Genomic DNA, 15498 nt, shown 5'->3' with positions numbered 1-15498 from the left:
TCAATTCCACTTGTTATTGGTGTTGAAATCATTCTATAAGACGATTGAACGAATAAACAAGCACATCCGTGTGGCAGACGTGGCTTTTTTACCGATTTCTGACCCAATGGCGGGTATTAAGGCAAAAAGCGCTTATTCGCCGCCCACCTCGAATTTATGCTTGTTGATGGCGTCCACGAGTCTTGGCGTATCAAGTACACTGGTCCATGGCAACAGGTTTGGTTCGTGCTCAATCATAAAGCTGGTTAATTGATCGGTGACTACGCTGGTAAGCGTCGCTTTCTGCCATGGTTTGGCAATGTAGTAATGTAAACTGGCGTGGTTAATTGCCGATACAGTGTCCTCTAGCCCCGCTTGGCCGGTGAGAAGCAGTTTACGCGCCCCTGCGGTTTGCGGTTGTTTCGCCAGCTCAATCAAAAAATCGACGCCAAGTTCGCCAGGCATAATGTGATCACACAGGATAAGTGCCAATTGCGTGCCTTGCGCCGCCATTTGCTCAATCACATCGCGCGCTTCTGTAACCGACTCTGCGGCTTCTAACTCAAAATGATCAGAAAAGCCTTGTAAGTCATCCATGACGCTATCAAGCACGTCACGTTCGTCATCCACGCATAAAATCATATACTGGCTCATAACTGGGGCTCCTTACGGGTAGCAGGGGAGAGCGAAACGGGTAGTGTCACCGTCATTGTGGTGCCGTGTTGCTGAACAGATGACACACGAATATCACCACCATGTTGCTGGATAATTTGTTGGCACACGGTTAGACCAATGCCCAAGCCAAAGTGACCCTCGCGTTTGGTGGTGTAGTTTAAGGCAAAGATCTTTTCTTGTTGCTCTGGCGTCATTCCCACGCCGGTATCTGAAATCGCGACTTGGATGTAACTTGCTTCATCATTATCGACAAGGTCGGTTTGTACCGTAAGTGTGCCGGGCTCTGGCATGGCGTCGAGCGCATTGGCGATTAAGTTAGTCCACACTTGCGCCAGCGCGTAGGGCTGGGCGACAATTTCCGGCAATGGGTGGTAGCGTTTATCCAATTGATGGGGTTTCAGTCGATGCTCAAATAAGGTCAGGGTGTCTTCAATGCCTTCCAGCAGCTGGGTGCGCTGACGCTGCTCAGTATCTTGGCGCGCATAGGTGCGTAAGCTTTTGACTAAATCGGCAATGCGTTGGGCACAGACATGGTTTGAACGCAGCAAGCGGCCGCAGCGGGCGTATTGTCGCCAGATTTCCACCGTGGGCGAGAAGGCATCGCCCAGTTGCTGTTGCCAGTGCGAGACCTCATCAGCTTGATACAGTCCCATTCCGACTAAATCACGGGCAAGATGACGTTCGCTGACTTGGTCGGTTAAGTTTTGAGTGTAGGCGCGTGCTTGAGCAGTCGAGAGAGGCGTAGCTTCGCGGTTCGTCTGCAATAATGTGAGTGCTTGCTCAAGGCTATCAGGCGTTAATGGTGCTTGTGCGACCGCTTGTAATGCATCACCGAGGGCGTCGCTATTTCTCAGAATGGCCGACACGGGATTATTTAGCTCATGGGCGACACCGGCCACGAGTTGCCCAAGCAACGCCATTTTTTCCTTCTCGACCAATTGCTGATTGGCGGCGTCCAATGAGGCGAGGGTTTGTTGCAATTGAATTTCGGTGCCAATACTGCGCTTTAAGCGCTGGTTAAAATGCAGTAGTAGGTGCTGGATAAACAGCGGCAATAGCTCCGAGCGGCTACGCATGATTTTGGCAAACAGTTCGTGGTCAATTTTGATCACCTGGGTGCGTGTCAGGGTGCGGGCCGTTGAGAAAGACACTTCGCCGGTGACAAATGACATGCTGCCGATCAAGCTGCCTGCTTTTAGAGTAGAAACATGATGCTCTTGGCCATCGTCATCGGTTTTGTACAACCCCACTTCGCCTTCGGCAATAAACCAGAGAAATGCATTGGGTTGATTTTCTTTGGTAAGAACATGGTAAGGGCTGTAAGTGCGACACGCTTTGCTTTCATCATTCCCTTCGAAAAAAGCATAGAGACCTTGAATTACTTTGTCGGCAATGGCGCGGGTGTCACTACTTGAGGGGGAGAACAGCTGAGATTGGAACTGGTTAATTTCGCGTTCCACTTGTGCATCAAGCAAGGCGCGGTGATCGAGCGCTTCAGCATAGCGGAGTAAATCATGCTGGCAGTAGCGTAACACATAGGTGGTTAGCTCTTTTTCGGCCACGCGTTGTAGTTCATCCCGACGCCAAGGCTTGTGCATGCAATAGTTTAACCGTCCCTCATTCACCGCCTGCAAAATGGCATCATACTGTGGCGCATCACTGAGCAATAGAGTGCGCGCACCGATACTAGCTGGGTGATTATCGATGTTGACGAGCATATTGATGCCACTGTCATCACCGGGTTGATTATGACAAATCAACATTGCCACTTGTTGACCTTGATGCTGACATTCATCAAGAAGTGCGTTGGCGTCATCAGGGTTATCGGCACTACACAGATCGAAAACATCCCGAAAAGGGGCTAAATCGTGAGTGAGCTTCTCGATAATGATGGGATCGTGGTCGACGCACAAAATCACGTAGGCATTCATAAGGAATCGCTGAATTTCTGCTCAATGCTTTGCATTGTAAGCGGATTTAGCCAGCGATGATGCGAATCGGTCGACAATAACGCACTTTGTCACATCCTTACACAAAATAGGCGCCAACCCATGATGTGCTGACGCCTTGTACTTAGTATTACTCGATCAAGGTTTCCTGTTCGGTGGTGAGTTGGCTGCGGCGTTTACGGGTGCGGCGGTGGAACAACCATCCGACTAACAGACTGAGGCTGGCAATCACTAATGTCATCAGTGGCGCAATAATCAAAAGATGATTGACGAAACCAGCCAGTTTGGGCGGCAGGTATGAAATGGCATAGCCTGATAAGACCAACAGACAGATCCAAAAAACCGCGTTGCAGAGCGAACTAATCAAGAAACGGGGCAGTGATAGCCCTTGCCTTAACCCTATCATCATCGGGAGTAGCGACCGTACCACGGGTAAAAAACGTGCGACAAACATGGCATGCAGACCATATCGGCCGATTAACGTGTCGGCTCGCTGCAAATGCTTGGCAGGCACTTTATTCAACCAATGAGATACCCACCGCCACTCTTTTAATCGTTGTCCTTGATAAAAGGCCATTGCGCTGCCTAACCAGCCAGCCATGATTAGAATTACTATGATCACGTAGAGGTGGAAGACGCCAAAAGCCGCCAAACTCCCACAAAGCACAATAACGCTGTCGCAGGGTAAGGGCGCGGCGGGTAAAAAGCCGCTTTCTGCGAATACTAACAAGCCGACACAAACATAAAGCAATGACAGATCCATGTGCTGCAGTGCAGCGAGATCATGATTCCATAATGCAGAAAATACAGATAAAGCGTCCAAGACTATTTCCTCATCAAACCTATTCACGTTTTTCAACAACTTATGGTGAAAAAACTAGGCATGTGCATAGCGTGCGAATAGGTGAGGAAATTGCAGTAATCGAGGCACAACAACCGTTAATGTCTGTTGCTGTCTTTGACACGCCAATACTTGCATGAAGTGTGTCGCAAAGCGCAAAAACGCGCCACACGTGCCGGCAAGGTGACTAGCCGGGTGATGTGGGTTTCTGTCATCGCCGGGACTGTCGCTGTCATTTGTTGCTCGTGATAGTCCAAGGCGACTTACCAAGCAAGCAATATCAGGGCGATGGTGGCTATGGGGTGCCACGGTCGAATCAGCAATGAGATGGCCTAAGGGAGAGGCGATGTATGGCGCGGCATGCAAAGGAGGTGGCGACGCGGCGAGGATCAACACGCAAACGGCCAGCGCAGCCATTAAACACGAGAGGCCGACGCTGACGCCGCGCTGTCCGCTATTCCACGCATACCGAAAACGCGCGAATACATACATCGAAATGTGCCTCTGAGAATCAAACGTCGATCGCATTGAACACGCGATAGGCAAAGTGATGGCCGTATGAATAACTTGAGCCTTCATCTAAGCGGTGAGAGACGCGTCAATGGTAGTGTTTTCCTGCCTCATTATGCCGGGAGGGCTTGCAGGTAGGATGAATCATCATAGCGTGAGGTGGCTGGGAGATCTAATGCTATTTTATAAAATAATTACCGGTGCGGATTTGCTTTTTAACTGATAAAAATCAGTGATATATATGGTTTTTCATGTAAAAAGATTCGGAATGTTGTATCGGCAGTTGTTGCCCGTTACGCAGGATGCCATGTCAGTGTTATCGTCACCGTCTATTTTTGGTTACACTAGAGCTTTTCGAGTGCCTTGAGGGCAAAAGATATGTTTCTAGGAAAATACGGCGCCATGGCTGGCGCTGTTGCGGTGGCGGCATGTTGGCCGTTTGCCACCGGTCAAATCGCGCAATCTATGTATGAGCGCGAAGTGGCACAATTTAGCTCGCCAGATATTACGGTAGAACAACGGGAATACCATCGCGGTTACCTTGATTCTCGTGCTGTGACGCGTTTGCACTTTAAAGGTGACGTCAAACTAGCCTTAGAAGAAGCGGGCCTGCCCAGTGAGTATGATCTTGCCTCAGAGATCACGCATGGTGTGCTCGGCGTATCATCGACGAATACCTTAGTGTTGACCCCCGAGCTACAAACACTCACCCAGCGCCTATGGCCGGGTAACCCGACTCCTATCCGATTGGACATGGAAACGCTTGTGACAGGAGCGTCTGATTATCAGTTGACCGTCGCGCCTTTCTCATTCACGAATGAAGGCAAGAATCTGACAGCCAGCGAGCTAACCTTGATGGGGAGCTTGGCACGCGATGGTGAAATTACCTTCGATTTTAACTGGCCAGCGGCGGCGCTGAACGCCGATAACGGCGAGCAGATAAAAATCGATACGGCTAAAGGTCAAGGACGGGGTTATTTACAAGATGATCTTTGGATTGGTGAGCAGGCATTTTCGGTTGAAGGCATGCGTCTGGTTGATACCAGCAATCAAGCTTATCGAGTCGGAAAAAGTCAAATTCAGATCAGCAACCAAATGGTCAATGCAGACGAAAACACGCGTGCGCGCATTGATAATGCGAACCGCATTACCGTGTCTTCATTTACGTTGCCGGATAACAGTGAATGGCGCAACATCGCGTTGGTCTTTGATGCGAAAGGGCTAGACTATCAGGCGATGGCGACCATCGCCGGCCTATCATCTGATCTTGAGAACCCAGAGCAAGTTGACGCACTGGATCAAGCGATGATGACGCTATTACAGCAAGGACTATCGTTAGATATTGCACCGGCGAGCATCACCTTACCGGATGGCGATGTAAGCGCTAATGTTGCGCTGAACTTAGCCAAAGCGGACCCACAAGCCGCTGCGCAGTTAGACTTAAATGCCTTGGTCAGCCGTTTGTCAGGCAATATCGACATTACCGTGCCAGATGCATTGCTAAGCCAGCCGCAATGGCAGGCGAAAAAACAGCAGTTGATCAAAGCGGGATACGCGACGATGAATGAGGGACAGTTTGAGCTCACTGCCACTATTGAGGGTAATCAAATTGTGTCTAGCAATGGCGAGTCGATGCCGCTGATGCTATTTGCGATGTTAATGATCTAACACAATCAGTGATGGAGCACAGTCTTAGTGTGCTCCATTGTTGACCCCTTATTTCGCTAGCTGTATAAATAGTTGATAACTATAACGCTATAAGATAATTCATGACCCAAGCACTCCCCGATCTTAAAGCCAAAAAGTATAAAACAGTGCGTGAAGAAGCCGTGATTGGCTTACGTGCGGTTGGCTTTCTTAAACATGGCACCGCCACTCACGTACAAATTAAAACCCCGGTTGGGCAAATTTTTAGCTGCCAGAGTACCTTCATTGGCTTTGATGGCGACCAGCGACTGTTCTTTACCATTCCCACTCGTAACATTAAGCAGTTAAACCAGTTCTTTGTCGAAGGGTATCGCATTGCGGTTGATGGCGTATCGGATGAGGGAGAAGGCACCAAAATTCGTTTTGCCTCACGGATCTCACACATCATGATGTCGCCAGTCGCGATTATGCTGGTGGAATTACCGCAGCAAGCCAAGCTGATTCAACAGCGGAAAGAAAGCCGTTATGAGCTCAACGTCAAAGGTGAAATCCCACTTGAGAAGCGACGTTTGTCGGTCAACCTAACCGATATCTCCGCCGGTGGTTGTGGATTTAGTTTTGATGCTATTGCTCCCGTGTTTGAAATGAAGCACCAACTCGCGATTCAAGTCCGGCCTTCTCACGGGGATGACTGTTTTGTACTGAGTGGACAAGTAGAGAATCGTCAACAAAAGTGGGGCATGCAGCGCTACGGCTTGTCTTTTGATCAATCGGGACTTCAGCACTGTCGTGAATTGATTAAACGCTTAGTCTTTGACGGCTCACGCTACATTTTTAATCCCACCGTTGAAAGTGATGAGTGACAGTGTCACTTTAAGCTCCCTCCACTCTCTTTAGGCGAGGCCTTGCATCGCCATGCGCTGTCCAGTAATCGCATCATTATCACTGCGGGCAGCGCTGCACATAGATGACTTTTGCATTGATGGCATGATGATTAAAAAAGTGCAGCCAGCGTTTTTGATGGTGCTGGAGCGTATCGCCGGGTCCTTTTACTTCGACCCACTGATAGTCATCGGCTCGGCACATAAAAAGATCAGGCTGACCGCTGCGATTATGCCGTCGATCAAACAATATTCTTTCGAAACACGCTTTGAGTTGGTGGGTGGAGAGCGCGCGTAACGCTGCATCCAGTAACGGCCATTCGATAACTCCCCAGTGGACCCAATCATTGGTTATGCCGTGCTTTTCTGCATAATGCTGCTTTATCAGCGCCCGCGCGTTATCTATGTCACTGAGGCGATCGTCAATGGCAGGTTGGCGCGCAGTGCAAAACTCCTCGCTGTATAAATCACGTGGCCCGCGTTGAAATGGGTTAAGAAATGCTCCTTGGACGGGCATAAAAAGGATGTCCCAAAAAAATAGTCCAAACAGTGCGTTCAATAAGCAATTTTCGCTGTACCAGACTGTCCAACCTTGAGCACGATAATAATCGGCGACTTCCCACTCAACGCGATCGTGCAAGGGTAAAGTCAGGTGCTCTGTGTGTATTTCACTGATCGGCGTCGCAGGCCATTCATGGAGCCCAATATGTTGTTGGATCTTTTTTTGTTTGGCGAGGCGACAGGCGATGTCACGTTCATCCTCATCATGAGGAGCGCGCAACATGGTGCCGATCAGTGTGGAGGCCAAGTCGATATCGTCTTGCTTGATGGCTATCCGCGCTTGTCGTTCACGGCTTGGAGGCTGTGTGGTGGTTTGATAGAGCATTTGTGCCGTATCAAGGTTTGCATGGCGCTCGTGTTCACGGGCAATGCGATTCACTAACCGTTGGCGTTTCCGTTCCAGTGGTGGCCATGCGTACCGCGCGGGAAGCTGGTCAGTTAGGGCGAGAATGATGTCGGGTTGCTTGGCTTTTTTCGCTTGCCAATAATGCTCATTCAATGCCGACAAGTGCAACCAATGGTCGATATGTTCACGGCATTGAAAGAGGCGCTCTGATTGACGGAGCGCGTAAGATTCAAAGGTTTGAATACCCAGCTCGGCCACCACAAACTGACTTAGATCTTGACGCGAGTTACCAAAGTAGAGCAGTAAAAATACGGATAACAACTCAGGTTGCAGACACTCAATGAGCATGGTTGGGCTGTTCAAGGTGTCGCCATAAGTCGCTTGAATCGCGACTTGCCATTGCGCTTTACTGGCGCTTTTGGGCACGTCAGCCTGCGGATAAGCGTGAGCCATTTGGGGTTTGGTCAGGAGATTCAGCACCACCTCGGTGGCCGCCTGATGGGTGAGGCGAACATAGCCCTGCGTGGCTAATTCGTCGAGCAAAGGAGATAAGTCGCCGAGTTCGTGATACACCAATTTTTCGGCGACAAACCAATCATGACGACGCATCAATAATCGGATCAGCAAACATTGCGCCTTAAAGCTAAGCTGTTGAAAGGTGGTGATCCAATGACGCTCTGCGTGATTGAGCAGATCCCAATCACGTTCAGACACTAAATCCATCAAGCATAGGAAGTTATGATGATAATAATAGGGAGAAAGAGGGTCAGGCTGCGTCATCCGTTGTCCTTTTTTGTTTTGTTACGACACATGCATTCAGGAGCTGCCGCATGAAATGGAGTATCGCCTTACTATTGTCAGTTGTTAGTTGGTTGGTGTCGAGTTCTGTGTTAGCCGACGCAGAGAATACGTTTTCACCTGAGCAAGGGATCGCTGGCGTGGCTTGTATGGTGGTTGATCCTGCAGGGCGCTTGCTGCTGGTCAAAGACCGCGTCAGTGGCCGCTATGGATTACCGGGCGGCCGTGTAAGCCTTGCGGAATCCCCGCAAAAAGCATTAGCACGAGAAGTGTTTGAAGAGACCGCTATTCGCGTCGATGTTGGTAAGGTGCGCTATCAGGATCATCGCGGCGTCTTGTTTGATTGTCGCAGCCTCGCCCCATTACCGGTTGTCTCCCAAGCGGATGGCACTGGCATTTTGCCTGCGTGGCTGGCGCCGAACTTTGCCTCTGAAATTGACGAAGCCCGACTCGTACCCAAAGCGCACGCTGAAGACTATCAATACCGATTTAATGATAGGGGAGCGCTACTGTGGTCTTTAGTCGATAAAGTGCCAAGCAGCGATGTGACCGCGTTGGCAGACTTTAGCGCACTTGCCCCTGCCTTTTATGTGAGTCAGTACGGGTTAGTCTCGGGTGTCCAGCAAGCCGTTGCCGCAATGGGCGAGACCATGGCTTCGTTCACCACTCAGGTCTTTTGGCTGGTCAATATTTTAGGGGAAACGGCATTCTATCTTGCTTTTGTGCCGCTATTTCTCGTCTTCAGGGGCCATAAATCGGCCTTGTCTTTGTTGTTTTTGCTGATCAGTGCTGCCGCGGTATCAACCCTTCTAAAAAGCGGCTTTGCAATGCCCCGGCCTTTCTTTATTTGGCCCGAGTTAAAAATCGGTGATGCGAGAGGTTTTACAGTACCGAGCGGCCACACCTTACTGGCAGCAGCGGTAACAACGGCCTGGTATCTTAAGCGGCGCGCTGAGCATCCGCCCGCCTATGGAGCGTTGGCGCTGACAGTATTAGTGATTGTATTGATGGGCCTGAATCGGATGTACCTCGGTGTACACTTTGCCAGTGATGTCATCATTGGCGGCTTGATTGGTGCCGGCATTGCAAGTGTGACCGTCAAACTCGATAGTCTGACGGTAAAAAATGCGCGTCCTCTGCTCAATACCGCACGGATATGGCTGTTGGTATGCATCGTATTGGCGCTTGCAGCATTGGCGGTGAAGTTGCCAAATTTGCTGTATCTCGCCGCACTCGCGGCCGGTGTCTATACCGGTCAAGTTTGGCATAAGCTGTTCCCAACCCGTAAACCCGCACAAACACGAGGCGGAAAAATACTCACTTTTGCGTGGATTATTCTCGGCGCGGGGATCATTCTCGGTATTGCTTATGGTGTCAGCCAGTTAACTGGGGTCAGTTGGGTGTTGCTGATTTTCACGTGCATGGCAATTTGGAGCATACCGCCTTGGGCATTGATCGCCAGCCCTGAGTTAGCACGTTGGTTAGCCCGAAAAATAGGCATGCAATCGTTATAGATACGTTTGGCGAACGGTGCTTTGTGATGGGTTGATGGTGAATTATGGGTGATCGCTTTGGCTGCGCGTAGAGTTAAGGTAAAGTGACAGCACAACAAAAAGTCACACCAGGCATGGTGGATACTGCGCACAGGAACAGCAATGATACCGGCAATACACCCACAGGCGGGCTTGTCGTCCGCCGTCGTTGATTTTCTAACCGCTTTGCAGCAAGCAGGCTTTGACGGCGATATTGAGTCAACTTACGCGAGCCGATTGGCGGTGGCGACCGATAACAGCGTCTATCAGGCACTGCCACAAGCAGTGCTTTTCCCCGCGAGTGTGGACGACCTCGCACTCATTGGGCACACCGTACAAGCGCCGCCTTTCAATGCGATTAAATTCTCTCCTCGCGGTGGCGGAACGGGCACTAACGGTCAGTCACTGACGAAACATGTGGTGGTAGATGTTTCTCGCCACATGAATCAGGTATTGGAGGTAAACCCAGAGCAAGGCTGGGTCAGGGTACAAGCTGGCGTGATTAAAGATCAGCTCAATGACATCCTGCGGCCTTACGGTTTCTTCTTCTCGCCCGACCTTTCGACCAGTAATCGCGCCACCATTGGCGGTATGATCAATACGGATGCATCGGGACAAGGCTCGCTTCGTTACGGGAAAACCTCTGACCATGTATTGGGGTTAAAGGCGGTACTCGTCGATGGCAGTGTGTTAGATACGCAACCTTTAGATAGTGACCAATTAAATCATGCGATGGAGCGAGACGATCTTGCCGGTCGTGCATTAGAGACGGTCTCGTCGGTGTGTCGAGAGCACCGAGATTTGATTACGCGTACCTTTCCGCCTTTAAACCGCTTTCTCACTGGTTACGATCTTAAGCATGTCTATGATGACGCATTGAGTCGGTTTGATATCGGCCGCGTCCTATGTGGCGCGGAAGGTTCGCTGGCCTTTATTGCCGAAGCGACCTTAAACATTACTCCGATTCCGACCGTGCGCACCTTGGTCAACATCAAGTACGACAGCTTTGACTCGGCCTTGCGCAATGCGCCCATGATGGTCGAGGCCAAGGCGTTATCGGTAGAAACTGTCGATGCCAAGGTGTTGGATTTGGCACGCAACGACATTGTTTGGCACACCGTGAGTGATTTGTTGCAAGATGTGCCGGGTAAAACCATGCATGGCATCAACATGGTGGAATTTGCAGGCAATGACGCTGACGATATTGACCAACAAATTACCGCTCTTTGTGACAAGCTGGATGCCTTGATTGAGCACGAGCAACAGGGCGTGATTGGCTACCAAATCTGTCGTGATCTCGCGTCGATCAACAAGATTTATGCGATGAGAAAAAAGGCGGTCGGCCTGCTCGGGGCGACGAAAGGGAAAGCGAAGCCGGTGCCTTTTGCCGAAGATACCTGTGTGCCGCCTGAACACCTAGCCGACTTTATTAGTGAATTTCGAGCCTTGTTAGACAGCCATGATCTGCATTACGGCATGTTTGGTCATGTCGATGCGGGTGTGCTCCACGTTCGCCCCGCACTGGACCTATGCGATCCGGAACAAGAGCGAATCATGCAAACTCTGTCAGACCAAGTCGTTGCGCTGGTTGCGAAATACGGTGGCCTGATGTGGGGGGAGCATGGCAAAGGATATCGTTCAGAATACGGACCGGCGTTTTTTGGTGACACCTTGTTTACCCAATTACGGCGAGTTAAAGCGGCATTTGATCCGCAAAACCGCATGAATCCCGGCAAAATTTGTACGCCTATCAATAGCGAAGATGCGTTGGTTCGTGTTGATGACACCAAGCGTGGCTTTTATGACCGGCAAATCCCCGTTGAGGTTCGCGACAGCTTTAAAGGAGCGATGGAGTGTAACGGAAACGGGTTGTGCTTTAACTATGACACCGCGTCACCGATGTGTCCGTCGATGAAAGTCAGCTACGACCGTCGCCATTCTCCCAAAGGACGCGCGGGGATCGTACGGGAATGGTTGCGTCTATTGGCCGAGCAGGGGGTTGATCCGCTCGATGTGGAACAGGCCTTAATGACGCAATCTCCCTCGGTGCGTGAGGTGATGAAAAAATTTGGCCGCTATTTTACGCGACGTAAGCAAGCGGACGATTTTAGCCACGAAGTGATGGAAGCGATGAATGGCTGTTTGGCGTGCAAAGCGTGTGCGAGCCAATGCCCGATTAAAGTCGACGTTCCCAGCTTTCGCTCTCGGTTTATGCAATTGTATTACAGCCGCTACCCGCGCCCGATCAAAGACCACCTCGTGGCGAACATTGAAACGTTATTGCCCCTGATGGCAAAAGCGCCCAAGTTGGTAAACGCCGTCACTCAACCCCGCTGGGCACAAGGGTTGACGGCAAAATTGGTGGGATATACTGATACGCCTGCGTTATCGGTGCCCACCTTAGCAGCGTCTTTGGCTGGCGATCATGCGCTAAAATTTGATCTAACTTGGCTGCAAGCGCTGTCTGCACAAGAGCGTGAAAATTATGTGTTGATTGTCCAAGATCCGTTTACCAGCTTTTATGAAGCACCGCTTGTGCATGATCTTGTTCAGCTTGCGCGCCAACTAGGAAAAGTGCCGATGTTGGTTCCGTTTAAGCCCAACGGCAAGGCCCTGCATGTGAAAGGCTTCTTACGCCGGTTTGGGGCAACGGCACAGAATACCGCGGCGTTTCTTAATCAACTTGCTGCGCTGAATATTCCCTTGGTGGGCGTCGATCCGGCCTTGGTGCTTTGCTATCGTGATGAATACTGCGAAGCGTTGGGCAAAAAACGAGGCGATTTTAACGTTCAACTCAGTCACGAGTGGTTGATGTCAGTGGTGCCAGCATTGCCGCCAGCGGACACTATAGATGCGGGAACCTGGTACCTGTTTGGCCACTGTACCGAAAAAACACAATTGCCACATGCAGAGCAGCAGTGGGCACAATTGTTCGCTCACTTTGGTGCCGAGCTAAAACCGGTATCGGTTGGATGCTGTGGTATGGCGGGTACCTATGGCCACGAAGCTGATAAGCGTGAGACCTCGCAAGCCATCTACGATTTAAGTTGGTCAGGCAAGTTGGCCGAATTGCCGGCAGAGCGGGTCCTCGCGACGGGCTATTCGTGTCGCAGTCAGGTCAAACGGTTTAGTGAGCAACAATTGCGGCATCCATTGCAGGTATTGCTGCGTTTAGCGTGCACTCGCAGTGATCGTGTCCATACTGAACACGTAAAGTAACATTGAGCTTGCACGCAAATGGGTTTCGCGTACAGTGAAATAATAGCTAAAAACGAAGGCAAAACAGATGCTTAAAACGATTGTTATCATCTTGCTGGTTTTGGTTGGTATCACCGCGGCACAGTACCTTGATGAGGGCACGCAAAAGAAAATCGCGTGGGTTGTCGGGGGTATTGCGGGCGTGCTTGCGCTGCTGGTTATTGGCGCTGAGCTATTTCGTTAATCACCCATTTGCTCGGCAAACGATTAAACGCCCCCATCGCGAGATGTTGGGGCGTTTTTTTATCCTGTCGCTAAACGGTTATTTACGCTTGCGAGACGGCTTATTGGTAGTGGCCGACGCACGGTTTTTACCGCTGGGGCGACGAATGTCGGGTTGATTTGGGTGCTTGGTCGCAAAGCGCTGGGTGCCATGACGTCCAGAGCGGCGCTGACGTCCCACTTTAGCAGGGGCGTCTTCTTCCGGAATCAAACATTTAGGGCCGTCACCGATAAGGTGACTTTTACCCATACGCACCAAAGCGTCACGGATCAGTGGCCAGTTAGCAGGGTCGTGGTAACGTAACAGTGCCTTGTGCAGTCTACGTTGACGCTCGCCTTTGGCGACGATGAGATCTTCGCGTTTTTTATACTTCACTCGCTTCAGTGGGTTGGTCTCAGAGTGATACATCGCGGTGGCATTACACATCGGTGATGGGTAGAAGTTCTGCACCTGATCACACTCAAAGTCGTTTTCTTTCAGCCAGCATGCTAGATGCACCATATCCTCATCCGTACATCCGGGATGTGCGGCAATGAAGTAGGGGATAAGGTATTGTTTTTTTCCTGCTTCTTTGCTGTATTTTTCAAACAGGGCTTTAAAGCGCTCATAGGCGCCCATCCCCGGCTTCATCATTAGATCGAGGGTGTTTTTCTCGGTGTGTTCGGGGGCGATTTTGAGGTAACCCCCAACATGGTGGGTGACCAACTCTTTCACGTATTCGGGCGATTCAATCGCGAGATCGTACCGGACGCCTGACGCGATCAAGACTTTTTTAATCCCTTCGACTTGACGAGCTTTACGATATAAATCAATCGTATGACGATGATCCGTGTTCAACTTGTCGCAAATTTTAGGAAACACGCAAGACGGTCGCCGACAATTTCGCTCGGCTTTCGGGTCCGAACAGCCTAAACGATACATGTTCGCGGTAGGCCCACCGAGATCAGAAATGGTGCCGGTAAAGCCGGGCACTTTATCACGAATATCGTTGAGCTCTTCAATGATCGAGGCTTGCGAACGGTTTTGAATGATCCGTCCCTCGTGCTCGGTAATTGAGCAAAATGAGCATCCGCCAAAACACCCACGCATAATGTTTACCGAGGTTTTGATCATGTCGTAGGCGGGAATTTTCGCCTTTCCATATTTAGGATGAGGAACACGTGCATAAGGAAGACCAAACACGTAATCCATTTCTTCGGTAGTCAGTGGCACGGGAGGTGGATTAATCCAAAGCAGCTGATCGCCGTGTTGTTGGGCTAGTGCCCGCGCTGAATAGGGGTTGGCTTCTAAGTGCATCACGCGACTGGCATGGGCGTATAAAATACGATCGTTTTTGAGCTTCTCAAATGATGGCAAACGCACATAGGTATTTTTCGCATCGTGGCGAGAAGGACGAATCGTGATCGGTTTTACCGTGTCAGGTTCTGCTTTCTTATTGGTTTCACATTGCGTTTCGGTGGCATAAGGATTCGGCATCACCATGGCTTTACCCGGCTTATCGATGCGCGTTGAGTCAACTTCGGCCATGCCTTCTGGGGGATGCTTCATCATCACGGCTGTCCCCGCGATCCGTGTCATATCAGCCAGTGCTTCGCCCCGCGAAAGACGGTGAGCCACTTCAATCAAGGCACGTTCCGCATTGCCAAACAGCAGAATGTCGGCTTTCGCATCGCACAATACTGAGCGACGGACTTTATCGGACCAATAATCATAATGGGCAAGGCGACGCAGACTCGCTTCAATGCCACCCAGTACAATCGGTGTTTGCTTGTACGCTTCTCGACAACGCTGTGAGTATACGAGTACAGCGCGATCGGGGCGCTTTCCACCTTCATTGTTAGGCGTATAGGCATCATCATGACGCAGTTTTCTATCCGCGGTGTAGCGGTTGATCATGGAGTCCATGTTGCCCGCGGTAACACCAAAAAACAGATTTGGTTCCCCCAATGCCATAAAGTCATCTTTGCTGTGCCAATTAGGCTGCGCAATGATCCCGACTCGAAAGCCTTGTGCTTCAAGCGCGCGACCAATCACCGCCATACCAAAGCTGGGGTGATCGACATAGGCATCACCGGTCACAATGATGATGTCACAGCTGTCCCAGCCGAGTATATCCATCTCTTCTCGGGTTGTAGGCAGGAAAGGCGCCGGTCCAAAGCAAGCGGCCCAGTAGGGGGTGTAATCGTAAATAGCAGTTGGTGTCACGTTATCGTCTCTTGGTCAGCCCAGAGGCCTTGAGGATGTGTGATACCCCAAGACGGGCGATAAATTAGCCGGCGATTTTAGCGGTATTCCTGC

11 protein-coding genes are annotated in these 15498 nt (G+C 50.6%); 5 read left to right on the top strand and 6 right to left on the bottom strand.

Features of this window, described 5'->3' with window-relative positions; all coding sequences use genetic code 11:
- Window positions 1-132: 132 nt before the first annotated feature.
- The 4 genes from N7E60_RS08220 to N7E60_RS08205 form a co-directional block, all read right to left on the bottom strand.
- Window positions 133-633 (bottom strand): response regulator, encoded by a 501-nt coding sequence (locus tag N7E60_RS08220; RefSeq protein WP_077675431.1) that lies wholly within the window; start codon window positions 631-633, stop codon window positions 133-135.
- Window positions 630-2585 (bottom strand): ATP-binding protein, encoded by a 1956-nt coding sequence (locus N7E60_RS08215; protein ID WP_269597119.1) that lies wholly within the window; start codon window positions 2583-2585, stop codon window positions 630-632. The genes N7E60_RS08220 and N7E60_RS08215 overlap by 4 nt, the downstream gene beginning before the upstream one ends.
- A gap of 148 nt (window positions 2586-2733) precedes the next feature.
- Window positions 2734-3366, bottom strand: coding sequence for a DedA family protein (locus N7E60_RS08210; RefSeq protein WP_408642346.1), 633 nt, complete (start codon window positions 3364-3366; stop codon window positions 2734-2736).
- 114 nt (window positions 3367-3480) lie between these two features.
- A complete protein-coding gene (locus N7E60_RS08205; protein WP_269597117.1) occupies window positions 3481-3936 on the bottom strand; it encodes a hypothetical protein in 456 nt (151 codons plus the stop codon).
- Window positions 3937-4332: 396 nt separating this feature from the next.
- On the opposite strand from N7E60_RS08205, the gene N7E60_RS08200 reads away from it, so the two are divergent.
- Window positions 4333-5622: a DUF945 family protein gene (locus tag N7E60_RS08200; RefSeq protein WP_269597116.1), complete on the top strand. Its 1290-nt coding sequence runs from the start codon at window positions 4333-4335 to the stop codon at window positions 5620-5622.
- 101 nt (window positions 5623-5723) lie between these two features.
- Window positions 5724-6464, top strand: a complete 741-nt coding sequence (locus N7E60_RS08195; protein ID WP_077455656.1) for a PilZ domain-containing protein — start codon at window positions 5724-5726, stop codon at window positions 6462-6464.
- Window positions 6465-6543: 79 nt separating this feature from the next.
- Here N7E60_RS08195 and N7E60_RS08190 read toward each other — a convergent pair whose 3' ends face one another.
- Window positions 6544-8169: a VRR-NUC domain-containing protein gene (locus N7E60_RS08190; protein ID WP_269597115.1), complete on the bottom strand. Its 1626-nt coding sequence runs from the start codon at window positions 8167-8169 to the stop codon at window positions 6544-6546.
- Window positions 8170-8219: 50 nt separating this feature from the next.
- On the opposite strand from N7E60_RS08190, the gene N7E60_RS08185 reads away from it, so the two are divergent.
- The 3 genes from N7E60_RS08185 (at window position 8220) to N7E60_RS08175 (ending at window position 13161) form a co-directional block, all read left to right on the top strand.
- Window positions 8220-9701: a bifunctional NUDIX hydrolase/phosphatase PAP2 family protein gene (locus tag N7E60_RS08185; protein ID WP_269597114.1), complete on the top strand. Its 1482-nt coding sequence runs from the start codon at window positions 8220-8222 to the stop codon at window positions 9699-9701.
- Between the two features lie 141 nt (window positions 9702-9842).
- A complete protein-coding gene (gene ydiJ, locus N7E60_RS08180; protein ID WP_269597113.1) occupies window positions 9843-12938 on the top strand; it encodes a D-2-hydroxyglutarate dehydrogenase YdiJ in 3096 nt (1031 codons plus the stop codon).
- 67 nt (window positions 12939-13005) lie between these two features.
- The gene (locus tag N7E60_RS08175) at window positions 13006-13161 is read left to right on the top strand and encodes a hypothetical protein (protein ID WP_158011253.1); all 156 of its coding nucleotides are present in this window, start codon (window positions 13006-13008) and stop codon (window positions 13159-13161) included.
- A 78-nt stretch (window positions 13162-13239) separates the two neighbouring features.
- Here the strand turns inward: N7E60_RS08175 and N7E60_RS08170 are convergent, their stop codons facing one another.
- Window positions 13240-15318 (bottom strand): YgiQ family radical SAM protein, encoded by a 2079-nt coding sequence (locus tag N7E60_RS08170; protein ID WP_269598566.1) that lies wholly within the window; start codon window positions 15316-15318, stop codon window positions 13240-13242.
- Window positions 15319-15498 lie beyond the last annotated feature (180 nt).

Origin of the sequence: Salinivibrio proteolyticus (genome assembly GCF_027286365.1) — a bacterium.
Lineage (GTDB): Bacteria > Pseudomonadota > Gammaproteobacteria > Enterobacterales > Vibrionaceae > Salinivibrio > Salinivibrio proteolyticus.
The sequence above is the reverse complement of the archived record's forward strand: the minus strand, read 5'-3'. Positions and strand labels throughout refer to the sequence as shown.

Excerpts from the sequence above, each read along its gene's own strand:
- N7E60_RS08220 (WP_077675431.1), bottom strand. The coding sequence starts at position 633 with ATGAGCCAGTATATGATTTTATGCGTGGATGACGAACGTGACGTGCTT.
- N7E60_RS08215 (WP_269597119.1), bottom strand. The coding sequence starts at position 2,585 with ATGAATGCCTACGTGATTTTGTGCGTCGACCACGATCCCATCATTATC.
- N7E60_RS08210 (WP_408642346.1), bottom strand. The coding sequence starts at position 3,366 with ATGGATCTGTCATTGCTTTATGTTTGTGTCGGCTTGTTAGTATTCGCA.
- N7E60_RS08205 (WP_269597117.1), bottom strand. The coding sequence starts at position 3,936 with ATGTATGTATTCGCGCGTTTTCGGTATGCGTGGAATAGCGGACAGCGC.
- N7E60_RS08200 (WP_269597116.1), top strand. The coding sequence starts at position 4,333 with ATGTTTCTAGGAAAATACGGCGCCATGGCTGGCGCTGTTGCGGTGGCG.
- N7E60_RS08195 (WP_077455656.1), top strand. The coding sequence starts at position 5,724 with ATGACCCAAGCACTCCCCGATCTTAAAGCCAAAAAGTATAAAACAGTG.
- N7E60_RS08190 (WP_269597115.1), bottom strand. The coding sequence starts at position 8,169 with ATGACGCAGCCTGACCCTCTTTCTCCCTATTATTATCATCATAACTTC.
- N7E60_RS08185 (WP_269597114.1), top strand. The coding sequence starts at position 8,220 with ATGAAATGGAGTATCGCCTTACTATTGTCAGTTGTTAGTTGGTTGGTG.
- ydiJ (WP_269597113.1), top strand. The coding sequence starts at position 9,843 with ATGATACCGGCAATACACCCACAGGCGGGCTTGTCGTCCGCCGTCGTT.
- N7E60_RS08175 (WP_158011253.1), top strand. The coding sequence starts at position 13,006 with ATGCTTAAAACGATTGTTATCATCTTGCTGGTTTTGGTTGGTATCACC.
- N7E60_RS08170 (WP_269598566.1), bottom strand. The coding sequence starts at position 15,318 with ATGGATATACTCGGCTGGGACAGCTGTGACATCATCATTGTGACCGGT.